Genomic DNA, 26,009 nt, shown 5'->3' with positions numbered 1-26,009 from the left:
CGGTCGGCCGCGCCGCCGCGCGGTGCCCCGGGCGGGTGCATCGCGATCGCCGTGCGTGCCCGACGAGGTCGTGGGTAGGAGCCACCCCGACCGGTTGCGCACGACGGAGAGAAGAGGAGGCCACCCGTGGCCCTGGACTACCCGACCCTGCCCGGCGACATCGACCACCTGATCGCCGATGACCACGCGATCGTCGAGCGACAGTTCCAGCACCTGGAGGCCGGCCGCGGCAACCGCCGCGTCCTCGTCGACCAGATCTCCTTCGAGCTGGCGCTGCACGCGTTCGCCGAGGAGACGGTGCTCTACCCGATCTGGACCGAGATCGGGATGACCGACGAGCACGACGACGCCGAGCACGAGCACCAGGAGATCAAGGAGACCCTCGTCGTCCTCGGCCGCACCGAGCCGGGGGAGCAGGAGTTCGAGCAGGCGCTCACCAAGCTGATGCAGGTCGTCCGGCACCACGTGGACGACGAGGAGAAGGAGGAGCTGCCCGAGTTCCGCCAGAAGGCCGGCCCCGAGCGCATGGCGCAGCTGGGCAAGGAGTTCCTGGCGGCCAAGCGGATGGCGCCCACCCGGCCGCACCCGAACGCCCCGAGCGAGGGCGTCGCCGAGAAGATCGCCGGGATGCTGGCCAAGCCCCTCGACCAGGTCCGCGACATGCTGGAAGGCAAGAAGAAGGAGATGGCCACCGACGCCTCGGGGCTGCTCGACCCCCAGGCGCAGGCGATCGTCGACGCGCACTCCTCCCTCGGCCCGCTGCCGTTCGAGATCCTCGAGCCCGACCAGGCGCGCAAGCAGCCGGGCCCGAAGGAAGCCGTCCAGAAGGTCATGGCCGACAAGGGCCTCGAAGGGCCCGAGCCGGTGGGGTCGGTCGAGGACATCGTGATCCCCGACGCCGCCGGCGGGCAGATGCGCATGCGCGTCTACAAGCCCAAGGACGCCGGGGCCGAGGCCCTGCCTGTCATCATGTGGATCCACGGCGGCGGCTGGGTGCTGTTCGACATCGACGACCACTACGACGACTCCTGCCGCGGCCTGACCAACAAGACCGGCGCCATCGTGGTCAGCCCCGACTACCGGCGGGCGCCCGAGGCGGTCTTCCCCGCCTCGCACGACGACGTCCTGGCCGCCTACCGGTGGACCGTGCAGCACATCGCCGAGCTCGGTGGCGACCCGACGCGCATCGGCATCGGCGGTGAGTCGGTCGGCGGCAACATGGCACCGGCCACGGTGCTCCAGCTCGCGCAGGCCGGTGAGCCCGTCCCGTCGGCGATCGTGAGCGTCTACCCGGTGACCACCGGCGAGCAGTTCGGCGAGTCGATGGAGGACGCCGCCGACGGCCGGCCGCTGAACCGGGCGCTGCTGTCCTGGATGGCGATGCACGCCTTCGAGGGGCAGCCGGACGCGGCGAAGGACCCGCGCATCGACCTGCTCGGCTGGAGCCGCGAGCAGCTGGCGCTCATGCCGCCGACGCTGGTCATCACCGACGAGCGCGACGTGCTGCGCAGCCAGGGGCAGCAGTTCGCGGAGAACCTGGAGGCCGCCGGCGTCGCCACGACGCACCGCTACTACGCGGGCGTCATGCACGAGTTCTTCGGTGCCGCCGCGGTGCTGGACAAGGCCGAGCAGGCGCAGCAGGAAGCGGCGCAGCACTTCGTCCGCGCCCTCGGTGCCGCCCGGCCGGCGGTCGGCGCCACGCCGTCCGGCAGCACCGCCCGGTGACGACGGCCGAGCTGCGGCTCGCGACCGACGAGCGGGTGGGCGACCTCGTGGTCGTCCACCTGTTCGACGGCGCGATGCCCACCGGGGTCACGGTCTCCCACGGCGGGCGGGTCTTCGTCTGCTACCCCAAGTGGGGCGACGACGTCGGGTTCACCGTCGCCGAGCTGCGGGACGGGCAGGCGGTCGCCTACCCGTCGCAGGAGCTCAACGACAACCGCTCCGACGCAGACCCCGAGCGGCTGGTCTCCGTGCAGAGCGTGGTCGTCGACCCGGCCGACCGGCTGTGGTTGCTCGACACCGGCAGCCCGATGTTCCAGCCGACGGAGCGCGGCGGGCCGAAGCTGGTCTGCGTCGATCTGGCGACCGACACCGTCGAGCGGGTGGTCCTCTTCCCGGCCGACGTGGCGCTGCCCACGACGTACCTCAACGACGTGCGCTTCGACCTGCGGCGGGGCGAGGGCGGCTGCGCCTTCATCACCGACTCCTCCGACCAGGGGCCGAACGGGATCATCGTGGTGGACCTGGCGTCGGGGGAGTCGTGGCGCCGCCTGCACGAGCACCCGAGCACCAAGGCCGCGGTCCCGCCGGACCTGCGGATGGTGGTCGAGGGCGTGGAGTTCGCCGAGCGGTCGCCCGACGGCGAGGTGCAGCCGGTGACCATGGGCGCCGACGGCATCGCGATCGCCGCCGACGGCGACCGGCTGTACTACTGCCCGCTGGCCGGGCGCCGCTGGTACAGCGTGTCGGTGGACGCGCTGGTCGACCGCTCGCAGGACGACGACGCCGTCGCCGCCACCGTGCGCGACGAGGGCGACAAGGGGTGCGTCAGCGACGGCCTGGAGACCGACGACGCAGGCCGGCTCTACGTCACCGACGGGGAGCACGACGCCATCCACCGGCGGCTGCCCGACGGCTCCTGGGAGACCGTGGTGCACGACCCGCGGCTGCTGTGGCCCGACACCATGAGCGTGGCCGCCGACGGGCACCTCTACGTGACGGCCAACCAGCTGTACCGGCAGGAGAAGTACCGCGGGGGAGAGGACCAGCGGCGGCGGCCCTACGTGCTCTTCCGCACGCCGATCGACGCGGGGCCGGTCCGGCTCCGCTGAGGACGATGGTGCGGCCGAGGGCGCTCCAGCCCTCGGCCTGCCCGCCCCGCTGCAGCGGCTCAACCGGTCGGTGGGTGTGGCGGCGAGGTATCGGCCGCGGTCGTGGCCGCCCGCACGTCCTCCCGGACGCCGGCCACCGTGCTCTCCGGAACCAGCGGCCCGGCCCGGCGCAGCTGCTCCAGCGCGCCGATCCCCAGGGCGGCGGCCCCGCCGGCGTAGAGACCGGTGGCGAGGGCGGTGGCGGTGGTCGGTGAGAGGCGGCGCTCCAGCAGGCGCACGAGCAAGCCGGCCGAGGTCCCGACCGCCAGCGTGCCCAGGACGGCCGCGCCGCCCAGCAGCGCACCGGCCCGCCCGGCCTGCTTCGCCTTGCCGGCCAGCTCCTGCTGGGCCTGCTGCAGCTCCTGCCGGACGAGGGCGGACACGTCGGCGCTCAGCGACTGCAGCAGGTCGGCGGTGGAACTGCCCGGGTTGCTCGCGGTCATCGGACATCTCTCCCGTGCTGGCTCCAGCGGTGCGGACAGGTGACTCGGCTACCCGGGGGCGCCGCGGTCAACCGGAGCCGGCGGCAGGAGCCGGGGCTTTCCACGGATGCCGAAGACCTCGCGGAGGTCACGCGGGGGTCCGCCCGGACCCCGTCTCCACCGGATCGGCGGCGATCCGCTCGAACCGGCCGGCGCTCGACGCGCACTATCCGCCGATCCGCGAGAGGCTGCCCGAGGAGGCGTACGCGACCGCACCGGGCAGGAGGCGGCAGCAATCGCTGGTGGGCAAGGTGCCGGGGCCCACGCAGTCCCGGCACGACACGGATTCGACGTGAGGAAGGACTTGTCCCGGCCCCTCCCTCGCGGGCCCGGGGCGGCGCCAGGGAGGGGAGCCATCGTGGAGGTAGGAACGTGAAGACCTGGCTCGGCGCATGGCCGGTCGTCCGGCAGTTCACCGACGGCGACCCGTTCGGGCGCGGGGAGGCGGTCCGCAGCAGGCAGACCGACGCGCTCGTGCCGCGGACGGCGTCCGCAGACCGCGTGGTCCGCAGCATCTGCCCCTACTGCGCGGTCGGCTGCGGCCAGCAGGTGTTCGTGGAGGACGAGCAGGTCGTCCAGATCGAGGGCGACCCCGACTCGCCGATCAGCCGGGGGCGGCTGTGCCCCAAGGGTGCGGCGAGCAAGCAGCTGGTCACCAGCCCCAGCCGCGTGACGACGGTGCGCTACCGCCGTCCGCACGGGACGGAATGGGAGGACCTCGACCTCGACACGGCGATGGACATGGTCGCCGACCGCGTGCTGGAGACCCGCCGGAAGACCTGGCAGGACGAGGTCGACGGCAAGCGCGTCAACCGGACCATGGGGATAGCGAGCCTCGGAGGGGCGACCCTCGACAACGAGGAGAACTACCTCATGAAGAAGCTGTACACGGCGATGGGCGCCGTGCAGGTCGAGAACCAGGCCCGCATATAGCACTCCTCCACGGTGCCCGGTCTGGGCACCACGTTCGGTCGTGGCGGCGCCACGATGTTCCAGCAGGACCTGGCCAACGCCGACTGCATCGTCATCGAGGGCTCCAACATGGCGGAGGCCCACCCGGTGGGGTTCCAGTGGGTGATGGAGGCCAAGGCGCGGGGGGCGACGGTCGTCCACGTCGACCCGCGGTTCACCCGCACCAGCGCGCTGGCCGACCTGCACGTGCCGATCCGCGCGGGCACCGACATCGCGTTCCTCGGCGGCCTGATCAACTTCGTGCTGACCCACGAGTTGGACTTCCGGGAGTACGTCGTCGCGTACACGAACGCGGCGGCGATCCTGCGCGAGGACTTCCGCGACACCGAGGACCTCGACGGGCTCTTCTCGGGCTACGACCCTGAGGACCGGGCGTACGACGAGACGTCGTGGCAGTACGAGGGCACGTCGGTGACCGCGGCCGCCGGCCAGCGGCAGTCGCCGCAGCCGGGGGCGTCGGGCTCGGCGACACGACCGGTCGGGCAGGGGGCCGGGGACGAGGAGTCGCACGAGGCCAGCCAGTCCGAGCAGGCCGGCAGCGGGGGCATCACCGTCGGCGGCAAGCCGAAGCGCGACGAGACGCTGCAGCACCCGCGGTGCGTCTACCAGGTGCTCAAGCGGCACTACGCCCGCTACACCCCGGAGATGGTGCAGGAGGTCTGCGGGATCGAGCCGGCGGTGTTCCTGCAGGTCGCCGAGGCGCTGACCGCGAACTCCGGGCGCGAGCGCACCAGCTCGTTCGTGTACTCGGTCGGCTGGACGCACCACACGGTGGGCGTGCAGTACATCCGCACCGCGGCGGTGCTGCAGGCGTTGCTGGGGAACATGGGCCGGCCCGGCGGCGGCATCCTGGCGCTGCGCGGGCACGCCAGCATCCAGGGCTCGACCGACATCCCGACCCTGTACAACATCCTGCCCGGGTACATCCCGATGCCCCACGCGAGCAAGGACCGCGACCTCGACGACTTCGTCGGCGAGGCCTCGGGGTCGGTCGGCTACTGGGGCAACATGCGGGCGTACACGGTCAGCCTGCTCAAGGCGTGGTGGGGTGCGGCCGCGAGTGCGGAGAACGACTTCTGCTTCGGCCACCTGCCCCGGCTCACGGGTGACCACAGCTCGTACCAGACGATCGCCCAGCAGATCCAGGGCAACGTCCCCGGCTACTTCCTGGTCGGGGAGAACCCGGCGGTCGGGCACGCCAACGCGAAGATGGCGCGCCTGGGCCTGGCCAACCTGGAGTGGCTGGTCGTCCGCGACCTGCAGATGATCGAGTCGGCCACGTTCTGGCAGAACGGCCAGGAGCTGGAGACCGGAGAGCTCCGGACCGAGGACATCGGCACCGAGGTCTTCTTCTTCCCGGCGGCGACGCACGTGGAGAAGGACGGGTCGTTCACCAACACGCAGCGGCTGCTGCAGTGGCACCACCAGGCCGTCGAGCCACCGGGCGACGCGCGCAGCGACCTGTGGTTCTACTACCACCTGGGGCGGATCATCCGGCAGAAGCTGGCCGACTCGACGGACCCGCGCGACCGCCCCCTGCTCGACCTGACGTGGGACTACCCGGTGCACGGCCCGTTCGACGAACCCAGCGCCGACGCGGTGCTGCGGGAGATCAGCGGCACCGGGCCCGACGGCGCCGCCGTCTCCGGCTACACCGCGCTGGAGGACGACGGGAGCACCAGCTGCGGCTGCTGGATCTACAGCGGCTGCTACGCCGACGAGGTCAACCAACCGGCCCGGCGCAAGCCCGGGCGGGAGCAGGACTGGGTCGCCCCGGAGTGGGGCTGGGCGTGGCCGATGAACCGGCGGACGCTCTACAACCGCGCCTCGGCCGACCCCGACGGGCGGCCGTGGAGCGAACGGAAGAAGTACGTCCACTGGGACGAGGACGCCGGGAAGTGGGTCGGCCCGGACGTGCCCGACTTCCAGGCCGAGAAGCGCCCTGACTACGTGCCCCCGGAGGACGCGCGGGCCGAGGACGGCATCGGCGGCGCCGATCCGTTCATCATGCAGAACGACGGGAAGGCCTGGTTGTTCGTGCCCTCGGGGCTGGCCGACGGGCCGATGCCGACGCACTACGAGCCGGCTGAGTCGCCGGTGCCGAACGCGCTCTACCCGCAGCAGGCCAATCCCTCGCGCATCGAGGTGCGCGGCGCGTGGAACCGGGCGAACCCGGCGCAGAGCGAGGCGTTCCCGTACGTCGTCACGACCTACCGGCTGACCGAGCACCACACGGCCGGCGGAATGAGCCGCACGCTGCCCTACCTCTCGGAGCTCCAGCCGGAGGCGTTCTGCGAGGTGAGCCCCCAGCTGGCCGCCGAGCGCGGGCTCGAGCACCTCGGCTGGGCGACGCTGGTCAGCGCGCGCAGCGCCATCGAGGTGAAGGTGCTGGTGACCGAGCGCGTGCGGCCGCTCCGGGTGGCCGGGCGCGAGGTGCACCAGGTCGGCCTGCCCTACCACTGGGGGCCGAACGGGCTGGTCAGCGGCGATCCGGCGAACGACCTGCTGGGTGCGGTGCTCGACCCCAACGTGCACATCCAGGAGTCCAAGGTGGCCACCTGCGACATCCGCCCGGGCCGGCGTCCACGCGGCCCCGCCCTGGTCGAGTTCGTGGAGAGCTACCGGCAGCGGGCCGGCTCGGGTAGCGGTCTGCTGCCCGAGGGCGGCCGCGCCCCGATCGAGGTGCAGACATGACGTCCATCAGCTCGCTGAGCGCCGCGTTCACCGGCCGGGACCCCGACCACCAGCTGTTCGGGCCGGTGCCGGACCGGACCGGGCAGAGCTACGAGGCGGTCCACCCCAAGCGGGTGGGGTTCTTCACCGACACGTCGGTCTGCATCGGCTGCAAGGCCTGCGAGGTGGCGTGCAAGGAGTGGAACACGCTGCCGATGGACGACGCGCACGGGCAGATCGACGCGCTGGGCCTGTCCGGGGAGTCCTACGACAACACGGGCATGCTGGGCGCGAACTCCTGGCGGCACGTGGCCTTCGTCGAGCAGAGCCGGGCGGTCGACCTGCCGATGCCGACGGTCGGGCTCCCCGGTGCCGACGCCGGCACCCGCCCGCTGCAGGACCCACCCGTGGTGCACGAGGGCGTGCCGGCCTCGGCGACGACGGCCGAGCAGACCGATCCGCAGCAGACCTCCTCGGGGGACCGGGAGATCCGCTGGCTGATGTCGTCGGACGTCTGCAAGCACTGCACGCACGCGGCCTGCCTCGACGTCTGCCCGACCGGATCGCTGTTCCGCACCGAGTTCGGCACCGTGGTCGTGCAGGAGGACATCTGCAACGGGTGCGGCTACTGCGTCCCGGCCTGCCCGTACGGGGTCATCGACCAGCGCGAGAGCGACGGGCGGGTGTTCAAGTGCACCCTGTGCTACGACCGCCTGACCGACGGGCGCGAACCCGCCTGCGCCAGCGCCTGCCCGACCCAGTCCATCCAGTTCGGCGATCTCGACGAGCTGCAGGCCCGCGCCGACGAGCGGCTGCGGGCGCTGCAGGACAAGGGGGTCGAGGGGGCGCGGCTCTACGGCCGCGACGAGGGCGACGGCGTCGGCGGGGCGGGGGCGTTCTTCCTGCTGCTCGACGAGCCGGAGGTCTACGGCCTGCCACCGGACCCGGTCGTCACCACCCGCGACCTGCCCTCGATGTGGCGGCACGCGGCGGCCGGCGCAGCGATGGTCCTGGGCCTGGTGGCCGGCGCGTTCGCGGGACGGCGGCGGTGAGCGGGGCAGCGGGCACCCCCGGCGCCGGCGGGGCACCGGCCGCCCCCGACACCGGCGGGGGGCCAGGCACCCCCGGCGCCGGCGGGGCAGCGGGCATCCCCGGTGCCGGCTGGCGCCGGGCGGACGGCGCACCCGCGCAGGGCCGGGAACGCCGGCGGCGCGGCGGCCGGCGGGGCGGGGCCCGCGACGGCGACCCGGTGGTGGAGGAGGCCGCGTTCACCTCCTACTACGGCCGGCCGGTGATCAAGCCTCCGGTGTGGAAGCAGCCCGACGTCCCGCTCTACCTCTTCCTCGGCGGTGCCGCGGGGACCTCCGCCGCGATCGGCGCGCTGGCCGACGCGACCGGCCGGCCGGCGCTCGCGCGGGCCGGGCACTCCGTCGCCGCCGCCGGGGCGCTCACCTCGGTGGGCTACCTCATCCACGACCTCGGCCGCCCGGAGCGGTTCCTGAACATGCTGCGGGTGCTCAAGGTGACCTCGCCGCTGTCGGTCGGCTCCTACGTCCTGGCCCCGTTCTCCGCGCTCACCACCGCGACGGCGCTGGCTGGGCAGCTCGGCTGGTTCCCGCGGTTGCGGCGGGTGTCCGGAGCCGTCGCGGGCGTGCTCGGGGGGCCGATGACCACGTACACCGCCGTGCTGCTCGCGAACACGGCGGTGCCCTCGTGGCACACCCCGTACCGGGAGCTGCCCTACGTCTTCGCGGGCTCGGCGATGGCGGCGGGTGGCGGACTCACCGCCGCGCTGACCCCCGTGGGCGAGGCCGGCCCCGCGCGCCGGATCGCGGTGGCGGGCGCGGCGATCGAGTTGGGCACGATGCACCGCGTCGAACAGGGGCACGGCCTGGTGAGCGAGCCCTACCGGATCGGCCGCGCCGGCGTCCTGCTGCGCGCTGCGCGGGCGTGCACCGCGGCGGGCGTGGGGCTGACCCTCCTGGGCGGCCGCAGCCGGGCCGCAGCAGTGGTCGGTGGCTCCTTGCTGGCCGCCGGCTCGGCGCTCACCCGGTTCGGGGTCTTCGACGCCGGCCTGACCAGCGCGAAGGACCCGAAGTACACGGTGGCACCGCAACGCGAACGCGCCCGCACCCGCGATGCGGCGGGAGAGGTGACCACCCCGCTGTCCTGACGACCGGCCGCACGACTGCCTGGCCCGCGTACCCGGCCCGGCGCGCGGGGGCGTCGTCGATGCTGGACGTGCCGGTGGCGGCCGGCGACGGGGCTCTCCGGTCGAGCGTGCGGATCAGTCGCGGGAGAGCCCCAGCCGGCGGCGCAGCCGCACCCAGGTGAGCTCCTCCAGCTCCTGCCCCGGCTGCAGCGGAGGCCCCACGAGCGGCCCGCCCGTGCCCGGCTCGGGCGGGGCGTCCTGCTCGGCGACGCTGCGGCCCTCCCGCCACAGCCGGACCACACCGACCACCGTCAGGACGGCGAAGGCCAGCCACTCGATCGCGTAGCTGTAGTTGAGCAGCGATCCGCGGGCCCGCCCGCGGTCCCACTGCCACACCGACAGCCGGACCATGACGGCGACGACCGCGACCACGGCGAGCACCACCAGCGCGATCCGGAGCGCACGGCCGAGCGCACCGGTGGACGTCCGGACCGGGGGGGTCACGCCGCGCTCCCGCCGGTGCGTGCCCCGCGGAGACCGCGTGCGGTGACCGCCACCGCGGCGACCACCACGACGGCCGCCGTCCACACGCCGTGCCTCCGGGCGGCGACGAGGAACACCACGAGGGCGGCCCCCAGCCACCGTGCGCGCCGGTCCGCGCCGCCGGTGGCGGCATCCGCCGACGACCGGTCGACGACCACGGCGAACCCCGGGTACGCGGTCCGCGCCGCGTCGACGGCGGCCTCGCAGGTGGCCTCCGACGAGTTGCTGGGCAGCTCGACCGTCCCGCCGCCGTCCGCCACCCCGACGTAGCGCCACCGCCAGCGCCCACCCGGCTGCCGCCACACCTCCACGTGCTCGTTCACGGGACCGGTCCCGCCTCGACCCGCACCGGTTCGGACTCCTCCTCGTCCCGGCCCACCGGCCCGGTGGCGGCGTGCTCGGTCTCCGTCGCCGGACGCCGCTCGGTGTCCTCCGCGTCCGAGGGCTCCCCGGGGACCTCCCGGTGACGGCGCAGCGATCGGCGCAGGTCGGATCCGGTCAGCGCCAGCAGTCCCTCGGCGTCGCTGTCCCGCAGCGCCCGCGCCAGCACGAAGGCGATCGCGCCGGTCAGCAGCGGGAGCACCAGGACCGTCACCCGGAAGAAGTAGACCAGGGCGAACACCGCGATGCCGGTGTACTGGCTCACGATGTCGAGGCTGAAGGCGGTCAGCAGGAGTCCGTAGAAGGTGAGCGCGGCGACGCCGACGGCGACGCGTCCCGGGCGCTCCCGTGGGCGCTGCAGCACCTGGTGGGCACGGCGGTCCCCGGTCACCAGCCGCTCCAGCACCGGCCACAGGTACAGCACCAGGAAGGTCAGCCCCGGTAGGACGACCGCGGGCAGGAACACGCTCGAGAGCCGGTACCCGAAGGCGACCGGCTCCCACGGTGGCATCAGCCGCAGGGCCCCGTCGAGCCACCCGACGTACCAGTCCGGCTGCGCCGGTGCGGTCGCCGATCCCGGCTCGAAGGGCCCCCAGTACCAGATGGGGTTGATCTGGACGAGCCCGCCGAGGGTCAGGGCCGCGGCGACGACGAAGAACAGCAGACCCACGCTGCGCACCGCGTACGACGGCCACAACCGGGAGCCGACGACGTTGGTGTCGGTGCGGCCGGGGCCGGGGAAGTGGGTGTGCTTCTGGCGGATCAGGATCACCATGTGCGCGGTGATCAACGCCGCGATGAGCGCCGGGACGATCAATATGTGCACGACGTACAGCCGCGGGATCATCGCCTCGGCCGGGAACTCGCCGCCGAAGACCAGGAACGACAGCCAGCCGCCCACGACCGGGATGGAGAGCAGCACGGCGTTGGCCACCCGGAGGCCGGTGCCCGAGAGCAGGTCGTCGGGCAGGGAGTAGCCGGCGAACCCGTTGACGATGGCGAGCAGCAGCAGGGTGACCCCGACGGCCCAGTTGATCCCGCGCGGGCGGCGGAAGGCGCCGGTGAAGAAGATGCGGCACAGGTGCACGAGGATCGCGCCGACGAACAGCAGTGCGGCCCAGTGGTGGGACTGGCGGACGACCAGGCCCATCCGGACGTCGTAGCTCAGCTCCAACGTCGAGGCGAAGGCGGCCGACACCTCCGAGCCGCGGACCGCGTCGTAGCTGCCCTCGTACACGGTGCGAGCGGTGGAGGCGTCGAAGAACAGGCTCAGGAAGACGCCGGAGAGCACGAGGTACAGGAAGCTGTACAGCGCGATCTCCCCGATCATGAACGACCAGTGGTCGGGGAAGACCTTGTTCAGCCCCGACCGGGCGGTCCGGGAGAACCCCAGCCGGTCGTCGGTCCGCTTCACCGCCCACCGGGTGATCACGCCGGCCTCCAGAAGCTCGGGCCCACCTGGCCGCGGAACTCGCCCCGAGCGACGAGGTAGCCGGCGTCGTCGACGCCCAGCGGCAGCTGGGGCAGCGGGCGCACCGCGGGCCCGGCGGTGGGTTCGGCGCCCCGGAGCACGTCGAACACCGACTGGTGGCACGGGCAGAACAGCTGCCGCGTCGTCTGCTCGTAGAGCCCTACCGGGCAGCCGGCGTGGGTGCACAGCTTGGAGAAGGCCACGATCCCGCCGACCGCGAGGGCGGCGGTGGCCTCGTCGAGCAGCCGGACGTCCTCGTCCGGCAGCCGGATCACCACGGCGGTGGCGTCGTCGGCGCGCAGCTCGCCCTCGGGGAACACGGTCAGCTCGGTGCCGGGGACGACCTCCTCGGACCGGACCAGGTCGCCGGCCCGGGTCATCAGGCGGGCGCCGGGCTGCCACGGGCTGTGCCGCAGGGCCTCGCCCGGCGGCTCGCTGGAGGGCAGCAGCAGGCTGCGCAGCGGCACCACGAGGGCGGCGCCGAGCCCGAGGCCGGCCAGGACCAGGGTGCGGCGGACCAGTGCCGGCGTGCCGCCGCTGCCGCGCGCCATCGTGTCGACGAGTGCGTCCTGCGTCTCCTCGGGCGGCTGCACCGGGGATCGTTCCTCGACGTAGGTGCCGTGCGGCAGCAGGGTGTGCGACCAGATCACCAGGCCCAGCGCCAGGAGCGCGCAGGTCGCGCCGAGCAGGCCGCCCAGGGCCTGCGGCGAGGCATCGACGACGTAGGCGGCGATGAAGCCGACGGCGGTGGCGGTGGCGCCCAGGAAGGCGGCGGCGACCCAGGCCTCCGCGGATCGGCGGGTCACGGTGCCCGCTTCCCCAGCAGCCGGACGACGACCACCAGCAGGGCCAACCCGGCGAACCCCACCAGGGTCTCGGCCACCGGGCCGATCCGGCCGAGGTCGGCCCCGCCCCGTCCGTCCAGCCGCTGCAGCTCCTGCACGTAGCTGACCACGGAGTCCAGCTGCTGCTGGTCCAGCACCTCCTCGGGCCACACGGGCATGAGGTTGGGCCCCACCCGGATCGCCTCGGCCACCTGCACCGGGTCGGTCTCCATGAGCGACGGCGCCTGCCGGCCACCGACCTGGGTGTAACCGGTGCCGCTCGCGGAGTGGCAGGCGGCGCAGTTCTGCAGGTACAGCTCGCGGCCCTCGGTGAGGTCGCCCGGGCCGACGGTGGGGATCTCCGGCCCGCCGGCCGCGAAGATCCCCACGTACGCCACGAGCGCGTCGATGTCCTCCTCGCTGAACGCGGGCTCCCCGCGCTCGGCGCTGGCCTCCTCCTCGACCAGGGGCATGCGGCCGGTCTCGAGCTGGAAGTCCACCGACGCCTCGCCCACCCCTTCCAGGGACGGTCCCCGCTGGCTGCCGCCGCCCTCCTGGCCGTGACAGCTGGCGCAGCTGGCCCGGTAGAGCTCCGCGCCGCGCTCGAGCGGGTCCTCGGGGGCCGCGTCCGGCGGTGGGGCCGTCGGCGTGCCCGGCACCGGTACGGGCATCGGATCCGCGGCGGCCTGACCGCCCAGGAGACCCGACGTGAGCAGGATGCCGAGCACCACGGCCAGGGCCGGCCATCCTCGTGCGGTGGAGCGGGTGGTGGTCATTCGAGCGTCAGGAGGTAGGCGGCGATGTCGCGGGCGTCGACGCGCGAGACCCCGAGGTCGGGCATGGCGGTGCCCGGTTCCACGTCCTGCGGTTCGCGGATCCAGTACTGCAGGTTCTCCGCGTTGTTCGGCAGGTTGCCGGCGATGTACATGCGCCGGCCGAAGCTGGTCAGCGGGGGGCCGACCAGGCCGTCGGCCTGCTCCAGGCCGGGGATGACGTGGCAGGAGCCGCAGCCGTAGTCGGTGATCAGCGCGGCGCCCCGGTCGGGATCGCCCAGCTGCGCCTCGGCGGGCGGCAGCTGCTCGCCGGGCGTGGAGCAGGCGCCGACCGCGACCAGGGCCGCCAGCGTGGCCAGCCAGGGCAGCGGACCGCCCGGGGTGCGTCTCACGGTGCCGGCCTCCCGTCCGCCGTCGCGAGCCTGCCGGCGTCGGCCGGCTCCCGCACACCGGGCACGTCGGGCGCCGGGAGGACGGTGCCGCCCGGGGAGTCGCGCTCCAACCTGCGCAGCCACAGCAGCAGGACGACCGCGCACAGCCCCACGTAGACCACCCCCGCGGGGACCCACATCAGGAGGCCGGCGAGCTGCTGTTCGGTCAGCGCGCCGGGGCCGGTCCCGGTCTGGGCGGGGTAGAGGGGGACGGGCGCGAAGGTCAGGACGGCGCCCAGCAGGTTCATCGGCAGCCCGCTGGCGGCGATGTAGAGCACCGTGCGGCCGTCCAGTTCGGCGGCCGGCGTCGTCACCAGTGACCAGAACCACCAGCCCACCGCCAGGAAGGCGGCGTGCTCGGTGACGTGCACGGCCGTCGAGGCCAGCGCCGCCGAGTACAGCCCCGGGAGGTGCCAGGCGCTCACGACGGCCGCGTGCCCGGCCACGACGACCGCCGGCAGCGCGGCGACGGCCCGGGCCCGCCGGACCGGTGACGACGAGCGGACCGCGGCCACCTGCCGCCGCCGGCGGTGCGGCAGGACGAGCAGCAGGGGGAGCCCGGACGCGCCGAGCGCCAGCAGCGGGGCGGCCACCATCAGCAGCGCGACGTGCTGGGTCATGTGCAGCGGGAAGCTCGCCTCGACGACCGGCTCCAGCGGCGGCAGCAGCGCGACGACGAGCACGGCCAGCCCGGCGGGGAAGGCCCAGCGACGCCAGGTCCACGACGAGGTCGGGTGGGTCGCGAGCAGCCGTCGCGCCCCCACGTCGTAGGCCACCGCCAGGGCACCGGCCGCGCCGACGAGCACGGCGGTCTGCCAGACCACGCCGCCGTGCGCGCCGCCGTGCGCGAGGAGCTCGCCGCTCATGACACGCACACCGGGATCACGAGGACGGCGACGCTGCTCATCAGCACCATGAGGGTGAACAGGACGTCGGCGACCAGGCCGACCAGGGCCATGAACGAGGCCCGCCCGCGCCGCAGCTCCGCCAGATCGTCGCCGGCCGGGGCGCCGGACAGCCGTCGCCACAGCACGTAGGCGACGACGGTCGAGGCGACCGCCAGGGCGAGGAACAGCAGCGACAGCACGCCGAGGACCGGACGCAGCGGCAGGCCCAGCAGCTCGTCGTTGCCCGAGCGGCAGACGGTCTCCTCCAGGCCCCAGTCGACGACGGTGTGCAGGGTCCAGGCGATGCCACCGCCCAGGACGCCGAACCACAGCAACCAGGGCGCGGCCCGCAGCCCGGCCCGCTCGGCGGCCGCCCTCACAGCTGCGCCGCCAGGTAGAGGGAGCCGAAGATGAAGACCCAGACCGCCCCCACCGTGTGCCAGTACAGCCCGGTGATGCGGACGATCGCGTGGTGGCGGTGGGTGATCCGGCCGGCGAGACCGGCGACGAGGATCACCAGCAGGGCCAGCACACCGACGATCACGTGCAGCCCGTGGAAGCCGGTGATGGCGAAGAACAGCGAGCCGTAGGCGTTGGTCTGCGGGGTGAACTCCACGGTCAGCTTCTCGCGGTACTCCAGACCCTGCACGACCAGGAACGCCACGCCCAGCAGGACCGTGACACCGACGCCGGCCAGCATCCGACCGCGCCGGCCGTTCTTGATCCCGTGGTCCGCGAAGACGAGCGGTGCGCTGCTGGCGAGCAGCAGGGCCGTCATGATCCAGGCCTTCAGGAGCTTCGGCTCCGCGATGTCGCCCGGTGGCCAGTTGTCCCCGGCGGTCACGAACCGGATGTAGAAGTAGGCGGCCAGCAGCGCGGCGAACGCGGCGACGTCGGTCACCAGCGCGAGCACCATGCCCCACCAGCCGGGGCGACGACCGGCGGGGACCTCGCGGGCCGCCGCGGCCGGGTCGGTGGCGGCGGCCGGGAGGGCGGTCACGCGTCCGCCCCCGCCGGCGCGGCGTCCCGCGACCGCGCCGCCTCCGCCTCCTGGCGGGCGGCCCGCGGCCAGTGCCACACGAACAGCCCGGCGGGCAGGAGCAGCGCGGACACCGCGGCGACGAGCGGAGCGCCGAGGACCAGGGCGAACGTGGGCGCGGCGAGGCCGAGGGCCACGACGAGCGGGAGCACCGACTCCCGGGGGAGTGCGACGGGGTGCTCCGGGACGCCGTCGAGGTCGCTGGTGCGCAGCGCCTGCTTGCCGTCGGTGAGGGTCCGCTCGTCGTCGTCGCGGTCCCGCGCCATGGAGGCCAGCGACTTCTCGTCCCACATGGGGTGCAGGCTGTGCACCGTCGGGACGACCGGGAAGTTGTACTCCTTCGGCGGCGAGGTGGTGGCCCACTCCAGCGTCTCCCCGCCCCACGGGTTGTCCGGTGCGGCCGGCCCGCGGCGCAGCGCGCGCACGATGTCGTAGAGGATGAGGCTCAGGCCGACCAGGAGGACGTAGGCGCCGATCGTCTCGACGAGGTTCCAGCCCGCCCAGCCGAGTTCCGGCTCGTAGGTGTAGACCCGCCGCGGCATCCCCAGCAGGCCGAGCACGTGCATCGGGAAGAACGTGACGTTGAAGCCGGCGAACACCACCCAGAAGCTCCACCGGCCCAGCCGCTCGCTGAGCATGCGGCCGGTGAACTTGCCGAACCAGTAGTAGATGCCGGCGATGATCGGGAAGACCGCGCCGCCGAAGAGGACGTAGTGGAAGTGCGCCACGACGAAGTAGGAGTCGGTGGTCTGCTGGTCGAAGGGCACGACGGCGAACATCACGCCGGTGACACCACCGGCGACGAAGACGACGAGGAAGCCGAGCACCCACAGCATCGGCGTCCGGACCACCAGCCGGCCGAGCATGATCGTGATCAGCCACGAGAAGACCTGGATGCCCGACGGCACCGTGACGATCAGGCTGGCGGCGCTGAAGAAGGACAGGGACAGCTGCGGCAGCCCGGTGGCGAACATGTGGTGCACCCAGACCCCGAAGCTGATGACCCCCGTCGTCACGGTGGCCAGCACGACCAGCGGGTAGGCCGCGAGCGGCCGGCGGGAGAACGTCGGCACGATCGCCGAGACGATGCCGAGCGCCGGCAGCACGATGATGTAGACGTCCGGGTGCCCGAACAGCCAGAACAGGTGCTGCCAGAGGATCGGGTCGCCGCCCTCGGACGGGTCGAAGAAGTGGAACCCGTACCGGCGGTCCAGGAACAGGAACAGGTTGGCGACGTTCAGCGGCGGCAATGCAAACACGATCATGAACGACTGGACGACGACCGCCCACACGAACAGCGGCACGCGGTTCAGCGACATCCCCGGCGCCCGCATCGTCAGCGCGGTGACGATGAAGTTGATCGCGCCGCCGGTCGTGGAGATGCCCAGCAGCAGCAGGCCGAGGCAGTAGACGTCCATGCCGACGCCCGGCAGGTACTGCTCCTCGTTGAGCGGCACGTAGGCGAACCAGCCTCCGTTGGGCGCCGCGCCGAACAGCAGGCTGCCGGTCATCAGCAGGCCGGCGGCGGCGAACACCCAGTACCCGAAGGCGTTCAGCCGTGGGAAGGCCATGTCCCGGGCGCCGATCATCAACGGCATCAGGTAGTTCCCGAAGCCGAAGAGCATCGGCGTCGAGAAGAAGAAGATCATCGTCGTGCCGTGCAGCGTGAACAGCTGGTTGTAGAGCTCGGGGGAGACCACGTCGAGGCGGGCCCCGGCCAGCTGGGTCCGCATGACCATCGCCTCGAGGCCCGCGGCGACGAAGAAGAACGCGGCGGTGACCATGTACCGCCGGCCGATCTTCTTGTGGTCCACGGTGGTGAACCAGCCGCGGATGCCGCCGCTCTCCTCCCAGGCCGGCGCCAGCCGCTCCTCGACGGCCTCGTCCGCGGCTCTCCGCTCCTCGACGGTCGTCACCGCGTCACTCCAGGGTTTCGAGGTAGGCGATGAGGGCGTTGAGGTCCACGGGGTCCAGCGGTTGCGGCGGCATGAGGTTGCCGGGCTTGATCGTCTGCGAGTTGGAGATCCAGCCGCCCAGCCAACCCGGCTCGTTCGGCGCGACGCCCGCGCCCAGGGTGCGCCGGCTGCCGAAGTGCGTGAGGTCGGGGCCGATGTCCCCGTCCGCGTCGGTGCCCCTGACGGTGTGGCAGGCAGCGCAGGACTGGCTCTCCATGACCTCCCGGCCGCGCACCGCGAGCGGATCGGTCGGGGTCTCGGCGGGCCGCGCCTGGTCGGCCAGCCAGTCGTCGAACTCGTCGGCCGGTTCGGCGATGACGAGGAAGGACATGCCCGCGTGCTGGGCGCCGCAGAACTCCGCGCACTGCCCGCGGTACTCGCCGGCCTCGTCGGCGTGCAGCCAGAGCTCGTTGTCCTGGTTCGGGATCAGGTCGACCTTGCTGGTCAGCGAGGGGACCCAGAAGCTGTGGATGACGTCGGCGGTCCGCAGCTCCACCTGCACCGAGCGCCCGACGGGGATGTGGAGCTCGTTGGCGGTGACGAAGTCCGGGTAGCGCACCTCCCACCACCAGAGGTGACCGATCACCTCGACGGTGAGCGCCGGCTCCGTGGGCGGTTCGGCCTCCGCGCGCATGACCGAGACCGTGCCGACGAACGTCCCGACGAGCACGAGCGTCGGGACCACGATGCCCGCCACCACGACGGTCCGCGTTCCGCCGCTGCGCGGCTCCACCTCGCCCCCGCGGCGCCGCACCACGGCCCACACGACGCAGAGGACGACGACCAGCCAGACGACCGCCGACACGGCGAACAGCGCCCACCACAGGGTGGCGAGACGGCGGGCGCTGGGACCGCCGGAGTCCAGCGCCGACTGCGGCCCGCTGCAGCTGGTCAGCGCCGTGACGGCGAGCAGGAGGAGGGCTCCCGCGCGACCGCCGCGCCCGCCCCGGGAGGTCCGGGACGAGGGGAAGCGGTGCACCTCGGCGACGCTAGAGGCCTGCCCGGCTCGCGACAACCTGGCACGGACCAACTGCTGCTCCAGACGAGTTCCCGCACGGCGCGCGCGGGTTCCGGGCGGCCGAGGCTGACCGTGCATGGGATCCTCCCGCAGGTGGAGACGCGGCGTCGACCCGGATCGCGCCGCCCGTCCGGGTGGCGGTGGGCGCTGCTCGCCGCCCTGCCGGTGGCGGTGGTCGTGCTCGTGGCCGGCGCCCTCCTGCTCGCCCCACCCGGCTCGAGCGGGGGTCGATCCGCGGGGCCGTCGGTCGCGGTCGGCTCCCTCGCCCCGCCGCTGCGGGGGCCCACCCTCGACGGCGGTGAGCTGGATCTGGCGGATCTCCGGGGGCACGTCGTCGTGGTGAACTTCTGGGCGGCCTGGTGCGCACCGTGCCGGCAGGAGCTCCCCGTGCTGGTGGCGGAGGGGCGCCGGCTGCACGACCGGGGGGTCCGGCTGGTCGGCGTCGACGCCCGGGACGGCGAGCGCCAGGCACGGGACCTGCTGGCCGAGGTCGGCGGGGACCCGGCGTCGTCGGTGGTGGACCCCGACGGACGGCTCACCGCGGCCTGGGGCGTCCCCGGGTTGCCGGCGACCGTGGTCGTGGACGCCGACGGCCGGGTCGCGGCCCGGCACCTCGGCGTGGTCAGCGAGGACTGGCTCCGCGCACACGTCGAGCCGCTGCTGGAGGCCGGGTGACCGCGCGGGCCGATCGCCGGGCGCCCTCCCGGCGGGCGCTCCGGCCGACCTACGCTGTCGCCATGCCGGGGCCCCGCGCCATCCCGCTCCGCCCGCCGTCCCCGGGGCCCGCGGTCCCCGGCGGCGCGGCGGCCCTGCGCCTGTCCGGGGTCACCCGGGTGCACGGCGGCCGGCCCGTCTGGGCGCCGGTCGACCTCCTGCTCACCCCCGGCACGCTGACCGTCGTGACCGGGCCGAACGGCTCGGGCAAGTCGACCCTGCTGCGCCTGGCCGCCGGCCTGCTCCGGCCGGCCGCCGGCACCCGCGCCTGCGCGGGGACGGCGCTCTACCTGCGAGGCGGCGCGGGGCTGCGGACGGCACAGACGGTGCGCGCCGCCGTCACCGGGACGGCCGCGCTGGCGGGGCGCGCCCAGGCGGCCGCTGCGGCGATGGCCGCGCTGGGCCTGCACCCGCTCGCCGACCGGACCGTGGGCACGTTGTCGGCCGGGGAGCGCGTGCGGGCCGCCCTGGCCGCGGCCGTCGCCTGCCGGCCCGCCGTCCTGTGCCTGGACGAGCCGACCGCCGCCCTCGACGAGCGGGCGCTGGACGACCTCGCCGCGGTGCTCGACGCCGTGCGCGCCGACGGCGTGGCCCTGCTGGTGGCCACCCACCAGCCGGGGGTGCTGCTCCCGCTGGCGGATGCGCACCTGTCGATCGCCGACGGGCGGGTGGTCCGGCGGTGACGGCACCGGTCCCGCGCACGGCCCAGGTGGCGGCGGTCCTGCGCCGCGAGGCCGCCGTCGAGCGCGCCGGCCGGGAGGCGCTGGTGACGACCGCACCGTTCGTCGCGGCGTTCGTCGTCCTGGCCGGGCTGGCGTTCGGGCCGGCGCCGGAGGACCTCGCTGCGGCGGCCGGGGGCACCGTCTGGCTGGCCCTGCTCGTCGCCACCGTCCCGCTGGCGCGCACCGTGGCCGGCACCGAGATCGCCGAGGACAGCTGGGACCTGCTGCGCGGACTCGTCGCGCCGGGGGCGCTGTTCGCCGGCAAGCTGCTGGCGGCGTGGGCGGCGCTGCTGGTCACCGGGCTGCTCGCGGGCGGCCTCGTGGCGGTGCTGTTCCAGGTACCGGTCCCGCCGCAGGCCCTCTACGGTGGGCTCCTGGGCACCCTGGCGCTGGCGGCGCTGACCACCGGTTTCGGCGTGCTCGTGGCCTCCGGCAGCCGCCGGCGCGGACTGCTCGCCGCACTCCTCCTCCCTGCGGGGCTGCCGGCGCTGCTGGCGGGCACGCAGCTGTCGACGCCGGGCGTGCCCGTGCTGCCCTGGGCGGTGCTCGTGACCGTGTACGCCGCGGCCGTGGTCGTCGCGGCGTGGGCGGTCTTCCCCGTTCTGCTGGAGGAGTGAGGACATGACGACGCGATCGCCCCGGTCGGCCGACCGGTTCCTCGCCGTGGCGGCCGCGCTCGCCGCGCTCGCCGCGGGCGTGCTGGCCGTCGCCGTCGCGCCGACCGATGCCGTCCAGGGCCAGCCGCAGCGCCTGATGTACGTGCACGTGCCGGCCGCGTGGCTGGCCTACCTGTGCTTCGCCGGCGTCCTCGTCACCAGCATCGCCTTCCTCGTCCGCCGGGATCTGCGGTGGGACCGCGTCGCCCAGGCGGCGGCGGAGCTCGGCGTCGGCATGACCGCGCTCGCGATCGCCCTCGGCAGCGTGTGGGGGCGGCCGGTCTGGGGCGTGTGGTGGGTCTGGGACCCGCGCCTGGTCACCACGGCCGTCCTGCTGCTGGTCTACCTCGGCTACCTGAGCGTCCGCGGTCTGGGGGACGACCGCGCCGCGGGTGCCCGCCGTGCGGCGGCGGTGGGGATCATCGGCTTCGCGAACGTGCCCGTCGTGCACTTCTCCGTGGTGTGGTGGCGGACGCTGCACCAGCCGGCCAGCGTGCTGTCGCCGGACCCTGCGCCCATGGACCCGCGGATGGCGGCGGCCCTCGGCGTCGCCGTCCTGGCCTTCACGCTGGCGGGGGCGCTGGTGGTGCGGCGCCGGCTCCGCGTGCTCGCCGTGGCCGACACCGCTGCCGCGCCGCCCGCCGAGGGGGACGCTCCGACTGGGGTCGCCGCGGAGCCGCTGGTCGTCGTCCCGCGGAGCCGGTCGTGAACGGGTGGGGGTGGGTCCTCGCGGGCTACCTGCTGACCGGTGGCACGTGGGCCGGGTACTGGGCCTGGACCCGGCCGGGCCGGGGGCGGCGGTGACGTCGACGCCGGGGCCGGAGCTGGAGGAGCGCCCGCGCGGACGCCGTCGGCTGCCGCTGCGGCTGCTGGCCGTCGCGGGCGTCGTGCTGGTCGGGGTCGGCATCCTCGCCGCCGCCGGTCTGCAGGGCAGCCTCGTCTACTACCGGACGCCCACCGAGCTGCTCGCCGACGCCTCGCTGCAGGGCGACCGCGTCCGGCTGGGCGGCCTGGTGGTGCAGGGCTCGGTCGAGCGGACCGGTGAGGGGGTCCGGTTCGAGCTCACCGACGGGGTCACCGACGTCGCGGTCGTCAACTCCGGCCAGCCGCGCGGCGTCTTCCAGGAGGGGCAGGGCGCGGTGGTCGAGGGCCGCCTCGGGGAGGACGGCGTGTTCCGGTCCGACGTCCTGCTGGTCAAGCACGACAACGAGTACCGGGCCCCCGTCGACGGCACCGGCCGGCCGGCGGAGGACAGCGGATGAGGTACCTGCTCGGGCCGGGCGGGCTGGCCCTCACCCTGGTGTGCTCGTCGGCCGCCACCGTCGCGTGGGCGGTCGCCGGGCGCGGCGGCGACCGCGCAGCGCGGTTCGCCCGGCTCGCGACGCAGGCGGCGCTGCTCGGCGCCGCGCTGGCCGTGGCCGCCATGGTGACGGCGCTGGTGCAGCACGACTTCTCGATCCGGTACGTCGCCGAGAACGGCGGCCGGGCGGTGCCGACCTACTACACGGTCATCAGCCTCTGGGCCGCGCTCGAGGGCTCGCTCCTGCTGTGGTTGCTGGTGCTCACCGGGTTCACCGTCCTGGCCGTGGTGCGGGTCCACCCGCGCGCCGGGGCGCTGCACCCGTGGGCCATGGCGGTGCTCTCCTCGCTGAGCGCGTTCTTCGCCGCGTTGGCGCTCTTCGCCGGCAACGCGTTCGACCGCGTGAGCCCGGTCCCGGCGGACGGGCCGGGGCCCAACCCGCTGCTGCAGGACCACCCGCTCATGGGCATCCACCCGCCGCTGCTCTACCTCGGCTTCGTGGGCATGGCGGTCCCGTTCGCCTACGCGGTGGCGGCGCTGGTCACCGGCCGCACCGGCCCCGCGTGGGTCGCCGTGGTCCGCGGGTGGACGCTCGTGGCCTGGACGTTCCTGACCGTCGGCGTCGTCATGGGCGGCTGGTGGGCCTACGAGGTCCTCGGCTGGGGCGGCTACTGGGGCTGGGACCCGGTGGAGAACGTCTCGGTGCTGCCGTGGTTCACCGCCACCGCGCTGCTCCACTCGATCATGGTGCAGCGGCGCCGGCCCACCCTGCGCCTGTGGAACCTCACGCTGGCGATCGCCACCTTCGTGCTCGTGGTGTTCGGGACGTTCCTCACCCGCAGCGGGGTCGTCGAGAGCGTGCACGCCTTCACCCGGTCGGCGATCGGGCCGGTGCTGCTGGCCTTCCTGCTGGTCCTCGTCCTGGGCGCCGGCCTGCTCCTCGTGTGGCGCTCCGACCGGCTGCGCGACGAGGATCCGCTGCTGGCCACCGTGTCCCGGGAGACGTCGTTCCTGGCCAACAACCTGCTGCTGGCGGGGCTGGCCTTCACCATCCTGCTCGGCACCACCTTCCCGATCCTGCTCGAGGCGGTGACCGGCGACCGCACGAGCGTCGGGCCGCCCTACTTCAACCGGATGACCGTGCCCCTGGCCCTGCTCGTCGTCCTGCTCATGGGCGTCGGGCCGCTGCTGCCGTGGGGGCGGGCCCACGTCGGGCGGCTCGGCCGGGTGCTGCTGCCCGCGACGCTGGCGGGTGCGGCCACCGTGGGAGTGCTCGGGCTCGCCGGTCTGACGGGGGTCTCCGCGCTGCTCACCTTCGGGCTCGCGGTCTTCGTGACCGTCGCGACGGGCACCCGGGTCGCCCTCGACGTCGCGCGCGCCCGGGCGGTGCGTCCCGGGCCGTGGGCGCCGGCGCTGGGGCGCACGCTGGTCGCGCACCGGCGGGGGTACGGCGGGCTGCTGGTGCACCTGGGCTTCGTGCTGGCCGCCGTCGCGGTGGCGGCGTCCTCCACCTACGGGACGTCGGCGACGCAGCAGCTGACCGTCGGGGAGACGGTCCGCGTGGGCGGCTGGACGGCCACGCTCGAGGACCTGCGCATGGTGCCCGACGCGCGGCGCATCTCCGCGGTCGCCGACCTGCGGCTGCGCGAGGACGGCGCGGACGCCGGGGTCTACTCGCCGATGCTGAGCAGCTACCCCACCCTGACCCAGGCCGTCGGGACGCCGTCGGTGCGGACCACCCTCACCGAGGACGCCTACCTGGTGCTCACCGAGATCGACGCCGACGCCGGGACGGCCACCGTGCGGCTGGCCGTGAACCCCCTGGTGCTGTGGCTGTGGGTGTCGGTCGGCGTCATGGCGGCCGGCGCGCTCGTGGCCGGGTGGCCGCGACGCCGGCGGGAGGAGCAGCCCCCGCCGGAGCGGCCGGGACGCCGGTCGCCGGCCGTGGAGGTGGCCGCATGAGCGCCCCGGAGGCTGCGGCCGGCGGGCCTGCCGTCGAGGAGGTCCCGGGCCGCCGCCCGCGGCGCCGGCTGGCGGCCGTCGTGCTCGTCGTCCTGGTGGCCCTCGCCGGTGTGGTCCTCGGCGGCCGGCTGGGCGGCGCCGGGCAGCAGGAGTCCGCGCTGCTGGGCGGCCCGGCCCCGGGGCTGGCGGGACCGACGCTGGAGGGCGGGAGCTTCGACCTGGCCGACTGGGACGGCGAGGTCGTGCTGGTCAACGTGTGGGCCTCGTGGTGCGCCCCGTGCCGCCGGGAGCAGCCGCTGCTGGTCGCGGCGGACCAGGCGCTGGGCCCGCGGGGGCTGCGGATCGTCGGCATCGACGTCCGCGACCGGGCCGACGACGCCCGCACCTTCCTGGCCGAGCACGGCGGGGCGCCGTGGCCGAACGTGGTCGACCCCGACGGCGAACGAGCGGTGGAGTGGGGCACGTTCGCCCTGCCGGAGACCTACCTCGTCGGCCGGGACGGGACGGTGGTGGCCAAGGCGAGCGGCGAGCTGGAGGCGGCGTGGATCGACGAGCACGTGGTCCCGCTCCTGACCGCGGACGGCGCGCCGTGACCACCCCGCGCCGGGCCGCCGGCGTGCTGCTGGTCCTGGGGGTCGTGGCGCTCGCCGTCGTCGGCCTGGTGCAGGCCGCGGGTGGCGGCCGCCCGTCCCTGGAGGAGCGCGTCGCTGCGGTCGCCGGCACGATCCGCTGCCCGACCTGCCAGGGGCTGTCGGTGGAGGACAGCTCCTCGGTGCTCGCCGGGGGCGCCCGCGAGGTCATCGAGCAGCAGCTCGCCGACGGGCGCACCCCGGACCAGGTGCGCCAGTACTTCGTGGACCGGTACGGGGAGCAGGTGCTGCTCAGCCCCGACCCCGCCGGTCCGGGCCTGCTCGTGTGGCTGGTGCCCGCGCTGGCCGTCCCGGTGGTGGGTGCACTCCTCTGGGCCCGGCTGCGCCGGGCCCGCGGGGTGGGTGACCCGACGCCGCATCCGGTCGGGGACCCGGGGGCCGTGCTCGCCGCCTACCGCGACGGCACCCTGGTGCCCGACGACAGCCCGGCAGGGGACGCGCTGCACGGCGCGCTGGTGGCCCGGCTGCTCGCCGAGGCCGACGACGAGGGCGACGAGGACGCGGTGCGCCGGGCGGACCTGCGCCTCGCCGCGGCGCACCGCCGGTACACGGCCCGGACCGTGGGCCCGGCCGCGCCCGCCCGCGAGGGAACCCCGCCCCGGGCGTCGACGCTGCCGCGCCGGCTGGTCACCGTCGGCTCCCTCGTGCTGGTCGTCGGTGCCGCGGCGGTCGCCGTGGCGCTGGATGCCGGCGAGGGTGCACCGGCCGGCGCCAGGTCTCAGGCTGAGGTGGAGCTCGAGGCTTCGGGGGACGGGACCGCGGAGCTGCTCGCGGCCGCGCAGGCGCGCCCCGAGGACCCGGCCGCCTGGGTCGCCCTCGGCCGGGCCCACGACCACGCCGGCGAGTACGCCGAGGCCCTCGCCGCCTACGACCGGGCGCTGTCCCTGCAGCCGGCCGACGACGTGGTGCTGCTGCGCGCCGGGCTGCTGGTCCGCGCGGGCAGCCCGTCGGAGGCGCTCCCGGTGCTCGCGGAGCTGGGCGAGCGGTACCCGGACAACCCCGACGTCCTCCTCCTGCTGGGGTTGGCGCAGGACCGCACCGGCGACCCGCAGGGCGGAACGACGCTGCGCAGGTTCCTCGAGCTGGACCCGGGCTCGCCGGCGGCCCCGGGCGTCCGGCGCCTGCTGGAGAACCGGTGAGGCGCACCGCGGCGGCCGTGCTGCCGCTGCTGACGGCCCCCGCGCTGCTCACCGGCTGCGGGGCGGGCGGTGCAGCGCCTGTACCGGACGGTCCACCGGTGGACGAGCTGCGCATCGGCATGCAGGAGTACCGCTACCAGCTCTCGGCCGGCACGCTGCTGCCCGGCGCCGTGGACGTCGTCGTCACCAACGCCGGCAGCAGCACCCACGACGTCGTGCTGGTGCAGGGCGGGACCACCCTCTGGGCCAGCGACCTGCTGGGGCCGGGGGAGCGGCAGACCATCGAGGTCGAGGTCGCGCCCGGGGAACCGGTGCTGCTGGAGTGCACGGTCGGCGGGCACAGCGCCGCCGGTATGCACACCACCCTGGACGTCGCTGACGGGTGAGCGGGG

The 26,009-nt window shown here is 74.5% G+C and carries 25 protein-coding genes and 1 pseudogene; 14 read left to right on the top strand and 12 right to left on the bottom strand.

Annotated elements, in window-relative coordinates; genetic code table 11:
- The first annotated feature begins 126 nt into the window (after positions 1 to 126).
- Both BMW62_RS05310 and BMW62_RS05305 read left to right on the top strand, forming a co-directional pair.
- The gene (locus tag BMW62_RS05310; RefSeq protein WP_091929800.1) at positions 127 to 1,725 is read left to right on the top strand and encodes an alpha/beta hydrolase fold domain-containing protein; all 1,599 of its coding nucleotides are present in this window, start codon (positions 127 to 129) and stop codon (positions 1,723 to 1,725) included.
- On the top strand, positions 1,722 to 2,834 hold the full coding sequence (locus tag BMW62_RS05305; protein WP_091929799.1) for an L-dopachrome tautomerase-related protein: 1,113 nt from the start codon (positions 1,722 to 1,724) through the stop codon (positions 2,832 to 2,834). The genes BMW62_RS05310 and BMW62_RS05305 overlap by 4 nt, the downstream gene beginning before the upstream one ends.
- Positions 2,835 to 2,893: 59 nt before the next feature.
- Here BMW62_RS05305 and BMW62_RS05300 read toward each other — a convergent pair whose 3' ends face one another.
- Positions 2,894 to 3,316, bottom strand: coding sequence for a phage holin family protein (locus BMW62_RS05300; protein ID WP_091929798.1), 423 nt, complete (start codon positions 3,314 to 3,316; stop codon positions 2,894 to 2,896).
- A gap of 411 nt (positions 3,317 to 3,727) precedes the next feature.
- Between BMW62_RS05300 and fdh the strand changes: the two are divergent.
- The 3 genes and pseudogenes from fdh to nrfD all read left to right on the top strand — a co-directional run bounded on the left by fdh (position 3,728) and on the right by nrfD (position 9,173).
- Positions 3,728 to 7,021, top strand: a pseudogene (fdh, locus tag BMW62_RS05290) (formate dehydrogenase).
- Positions 7,018 to 8,052, top strand: a complete 1,035-nt coding sequence (locus tag BMW62_RS05285; protein ID WP_091929796.1) for a 4Fe-4S dicluster domain-containing protein — start codon at positions 7,018 to 7,020, stop codon at positions 8,050 to 8,052. Before fdh ends, BMW62_RS05285 begins: the two are co-directional and overlap by 4 nt.
- Positions 8,049 to 9,173: an NrfD/PsrC family molybdoenzyme membrane anchor subunit gene (nrfD, locus tag BMW62_RS05280; protein WP_244523854.1), complete on the top strand. Its 1,125-nt coding sequence runs from the start codon at positions 8,049 to 8,051 to the stop codon at positions 9,171 to 9,173. The genes BMW62_RS05285 and nrfD overlap by 4 nt, the downstream gene beginning before the upstream one ends.
- Positions 9,174 to 9,287: 114 nt before the next feature.
- Here the strand turns inward: nrfD and BMW62_RS05275 are convergent, their stop codons facing one another.
- From BMW62_RS05275 to coxB, 11 genes are read right to left on the bottom strand one after another with little or no spacing between them, the layout of a single operon-like run.
- On the bottom strand, positions 9,288 to 9,656 hold the full coding sequence (locus BMW62_RS05275) for a hypothetical protein (protein ID WP_091929795.1): 369 nt from the start codon (positions 9,654 to 9,656) through the stop codon (positions 9,288 to 9,290).
- Positions 9,653 to 10,018 (bottom strand): hypothetical protein, encoded by a 366-nt coding sequence (locus BMW62_RS05270; protein WP_091929794.1) that lies wholly within the window; start codon positions 10,016 to 10,018, stop codon positions 9,653 to 9,655. The genes BMW62_RS05275 and BMW62_RS05270 overlap by 4 nt, the downstream gene beginning before the upstream one ends.
- Positions 10,015 to 11,508 carry a cytochrome bc1 complex cytochrome b subunit gene (locus BMW62_RS05265; RefSeq protein ID WP_211434989.1) on the bottom strand — a complete coding sequence of 498 codons (1,494 nt, stop codon included), beginning with the start codon at positions 11,506 to 11,508 and terminating at the stop codon, positions 10,015 to 10,017. Before BMW62_RS05265 ends, BMW62_RS05270 begins: the two co-directional genes overlap by 4 nt.
- Positions 11,505 to 12,353: a QcrA and Rieske domain-containing protein gene (locus BMW62_RS05260; protein ID WP_091929793.1), complete on the bottom strand. Its 849-nt coding sequence runs from the start codon at positions 12,351 to 12,353 to the stop codon at positions 11,505 to 11,507. Before BMW62_RS05260 ends, BMW62_RS05265 begins: the two co-directional genes overlap by 4 nt.
- Positions 12,350 to 13,147: a cytochrome bc1 complex diheme cytochrome c subunit gene (locus BMW62_RS05255; protein WP_091929792.1), complete on the bottom strand. Its 798-nt coding sequence runs from the start codon at positions 13,145 to 13,147 to the stop codon at positions 12,350 to 12,352. Before BMW62_RS05255 ends, BMW62_RS05260 begins: the two co-directional genes overlap by 4 nt.
- A complete protein-coding gene (locus BMW62_RS05250; protein ID WP_211434988.1) occupies positions 13,144 to 13,536 on the bottom strand; it encodes a c-type cytochrome in 393 nt (130 codons plus the stop codon). Before BMW62_RS05250 ends, BMW62_RS05255 begins: the two co-directional genes overlap by 4 nt.
- A complete protein-coding gene (locus tag BMW62_RS05245; RefSeq protein ID WP_091929791.1) occupies positions 13,533 to 14,441 on the bottom strand; it encodes a cytochrome c oxidase assembly protein in 909 nt (302 codons plus the stop codon). Before BMW62_RS05245 ends, BMW62_RS05250 begins: the two co-directional genes overlap by 4 nt.
- Positions 14,438 to 14,842, bottom strand: coding sequence for a hypothetical protein (locus BMW62_RS05240; protein ID WP_091929790.1), 405 nt, complete (start codon positions 14,840 to 14,842; stop codon positions 14,438 to 14,440). The genes BMW62_RS05245 and BMW62_RS05240 overlap by 4 nt, the downstream gene beginning before the upstream one ends.
- On the bottom strand, positions 14,839 to 15,462 hold the full coding sequence (locus BMW62_RS05235) for a cytochrome c oxidase subunit 3 (protein WP_139206200.1): 624 nt from the start codon (positions 15,460 to 15,462) through the stop codon (positions 14,839 to 14,841). The genes BMW62_RS05240 and BMW62_RS05235 overlap by 4 nt, the downstream gene beginning before the upstream one ends.
- Positions 15,459 to 17,417, bottom strand: a complete 1,959-nt coding sequence (ctaD, locus tag BMW62_RS05230; RefSeq protein ID WP_091929788.1) for a cytochrome c oxidase subunit I — start codon at positions 17,415 to 17,417, stop codon at positions 15,459 to 15,461. Before ctaD ends, BMW62_RS05235 begins: the two co-directional genes overlap by 4 nt.
- Before the next feature lie 4 nt (positions 17,418 to 17,421).
- Positions 17,422 to 18,435, bottom strand: a complete 1,014-nt coding sequence (gene coxB, locus BMW62_RS05225) for a cytochrome c oxidase subunit II (RefSeq protein ID WP_211434987.1) — start codon at positions 18,433 to 18,435, stop codon at positions 17,422 to 17,424.
- 132 nt (positions 18,436 to 18,567) lie between these two features.
- Here coxB and BMW62_RS05220 point away from each other — a divergent pair, with 132 nt between their 5' ends.
- The 9 genes from BMW62_RS05220 to BMW62_RS05180 all read left to right on the top strand — a co-directional run bounded on the left by BMW62_RS05220 (position 18,568) and on the right by BMW62_RS05180 (position 26,003).
- Positions 18,568 to 19,149, top strand: coding sequence for a TlpA family protein disulfide reductase (locus BMW62_RS05220; protein WP_170852218.1), 582 nt, complete (start codon positions 18,568 to 18,570; stop codon positions 19,147 to 19,149).
- A gap of 62 nt (positions 19,150 to 19,211) precedes the next feature.
- The gene (locus BMW62_RS05215) at positions 19,212 to 19,871 is read left to right on the top strand and encodes an ABC transporter ATP-binding protein (protein ID WP_139206199.1); all 660 of its coding nucleotides are present in this window, start codon (positions 19,212 to 19,214) and stop codon (positions 19,869 to 19,871) included.
- Positions 19,868 to 20,527 carry a heme exporter protein CcmB gene (locus BMW62_RS05210; RefSeq protein WP_170852217.1) on the top strand — a complete coding sequence of 220 codons (660 nt, stop codon included), beginning with the start codon at positions 19,868 to 19,870 and terminating at the stop codon, positions 20,525 to 20,527. Before BMW62_RS05215 ends, BMW62_RS05210 begins: the two co-directional genes overlap by 4 nt.
- A gap of 4 nt (positions 20,528 to 20,531) precedes the next feature.
- Complete coding sequence (ccsA, locus tag BMW62_RS05205; protein WP_091929785.1) at positions 20,532 to 21,275, top strand: cytochrome c biogenesis protein CcsA; 744 nt, start codon at positions 20,532 to 20,534, stop codon at positions 21,273 to 21,275.
- A gap of 46 nt (positions 21,276 to 21,321) precedes the next feature.
- Positions 21,322 to 21,828 (top strand): cytochrome c maturation protein CcmE, encoded by a 507-nt coding sequence (locus tag BMW62_RS22470; protein WP_170852216.1) that lies wholly within the window; start codon positions 21,322 to 21,324, stop codon positions 21,826 to 21,828.
- Positions 21,825 to 23,828 carry a heme lyase CcmF/NrfE family subunit gene (locus BMW62_RS05195; RefSeq protein ID WP_091929783.1) on the top strand — a complete coding sequence of 668 codons (2,004 nt, stop codon included), beginning with the start codon at positions 21,825 to 21,827 and terminating at the stop codon, positions 23,826 to 23,828. The genes BMW62_RS22470 and BMW62_RS05195 overlap by 4 nt, the downstream gene beginning before the upstream one ends.
- Positions 23,825 to 24,421, top strand: a complete 597-nt coding sequence (locus BMW62_RS05190) for a TlpA family protein disulfide reductase (RefSeq protein WP_091929782.1) — start codon at positions 23,825 to 23,827, stop codon at positions 24,419 to 24,421. The genes BMW62_RS05195 and BMW62_RS05190 overlap by 4 nt, the downstream gene beginning before the upstream one ends.
- The gene (locus tag BMW62_RS05185; RefSeq protein WP_170852215.1) at positions 24,418 to 25,617 is read left to right on the top strand and encodes a cytochrome c-type biogenesis protein CcmH; all 1,200 of its coding nucleotides are present in this window, start codon (positions 24,418 to 24,420) and stop codon (positions 25,615 to 25,617) included. Before BMW62_RS05190 ends, BMW62_RS05185 begins: the two co-directional genes overlap by 4 nt.
- Positions 25,614 to 26,003 carry a cupredoxin domain-containing protein gene (locus tag BMW62_RS05180; RefSeq protein ID WP_091929780.1) on the top strand — a complete coding sequence of 130 codons (390 nt, stop codon included), beginning with the start codon at positions 25,614 to 25,616 and terminating at the stop codon, positions 26,001 to 26,003. The genes BMW62_RS05185 and BMW62_RS05180 overlap by 4 nt, the downstream gene beginning before the upstream one ends.
- Positions 26,004 to 26,009 lie beyond the last annotated feature (6 nt).

This window comes from Blastococcus sp. DSM 46786 (assembly GCF_900109665.1).
Classification (GTDB): domain Bacteria; phylum Actinomycetota; class Actinomycetes; order Mycobacteriales; family Geodermatophilaceae; genus Blastococcus; species Blastococcus carthaginiensis.
Note: the sequence above shows the minus strand (reverse complement) of the source record. Positions and strands in the feature narration are given on the sequence as shown.

Coding starts and splice junctions, on each gene's coding strand:
- BMW62_RS05190 (WP_091929782.1), top strand. CDS start 23,825: ATGAGCGCCCCGGAGGCTGCGGCCGGCGGGCCTGCCGTCGAGGAGGTC.
- BMW62_RS05195 (WP_091929783.1), top strand. CDS start 21,825: ATGAGGTACCTGCTCGGGCCGGGCGGGCTGGCCCTCACCCTGGTGTGC.
- BMW62_RS05285 (WP_091929796.1), top strand. CDS start 7,018: ATGACGTCCATCAGCTCGCTGAGCGCCGCGTTCACCGGCCGGGACCCC.
- BMW62_RS05245 (WP_091929791.1), bottom strand. CDS start 14,441: ATGAGCGGCGAGCTCCTCGCGCACGGCGGCGCGCACGGCGGCGTGGTC.
- BMW62_RS05255 (WP_091929792.1), bottom strand. CDS start 13,147: ATGACCACCACCCGCTCCACCGCACGAGGATGGCCGGCCCTGGCCGTG.
- BMW62_RS05300 (WP_091929798.1), bottom strand. CDS start 3,316: ATGACCGCGAGCAACCCGGGCAGTTCCACCGCCGACCTGCTGCAGTCG.
- ccsA (WP_091929785.1), top strand. CDS start 20,532: ATGACGACGCGATCGCCCCGGTCGGCCGACCGGTTCCTCGCCGTGGCG.
- BMW62_RS05215 (WP_139206199.1), top strand. CDS start 19,212: ATGCCGGGGCCCCGCGCCATCCCGCTCCGCCCGCCGTCCCCGGGGCCC.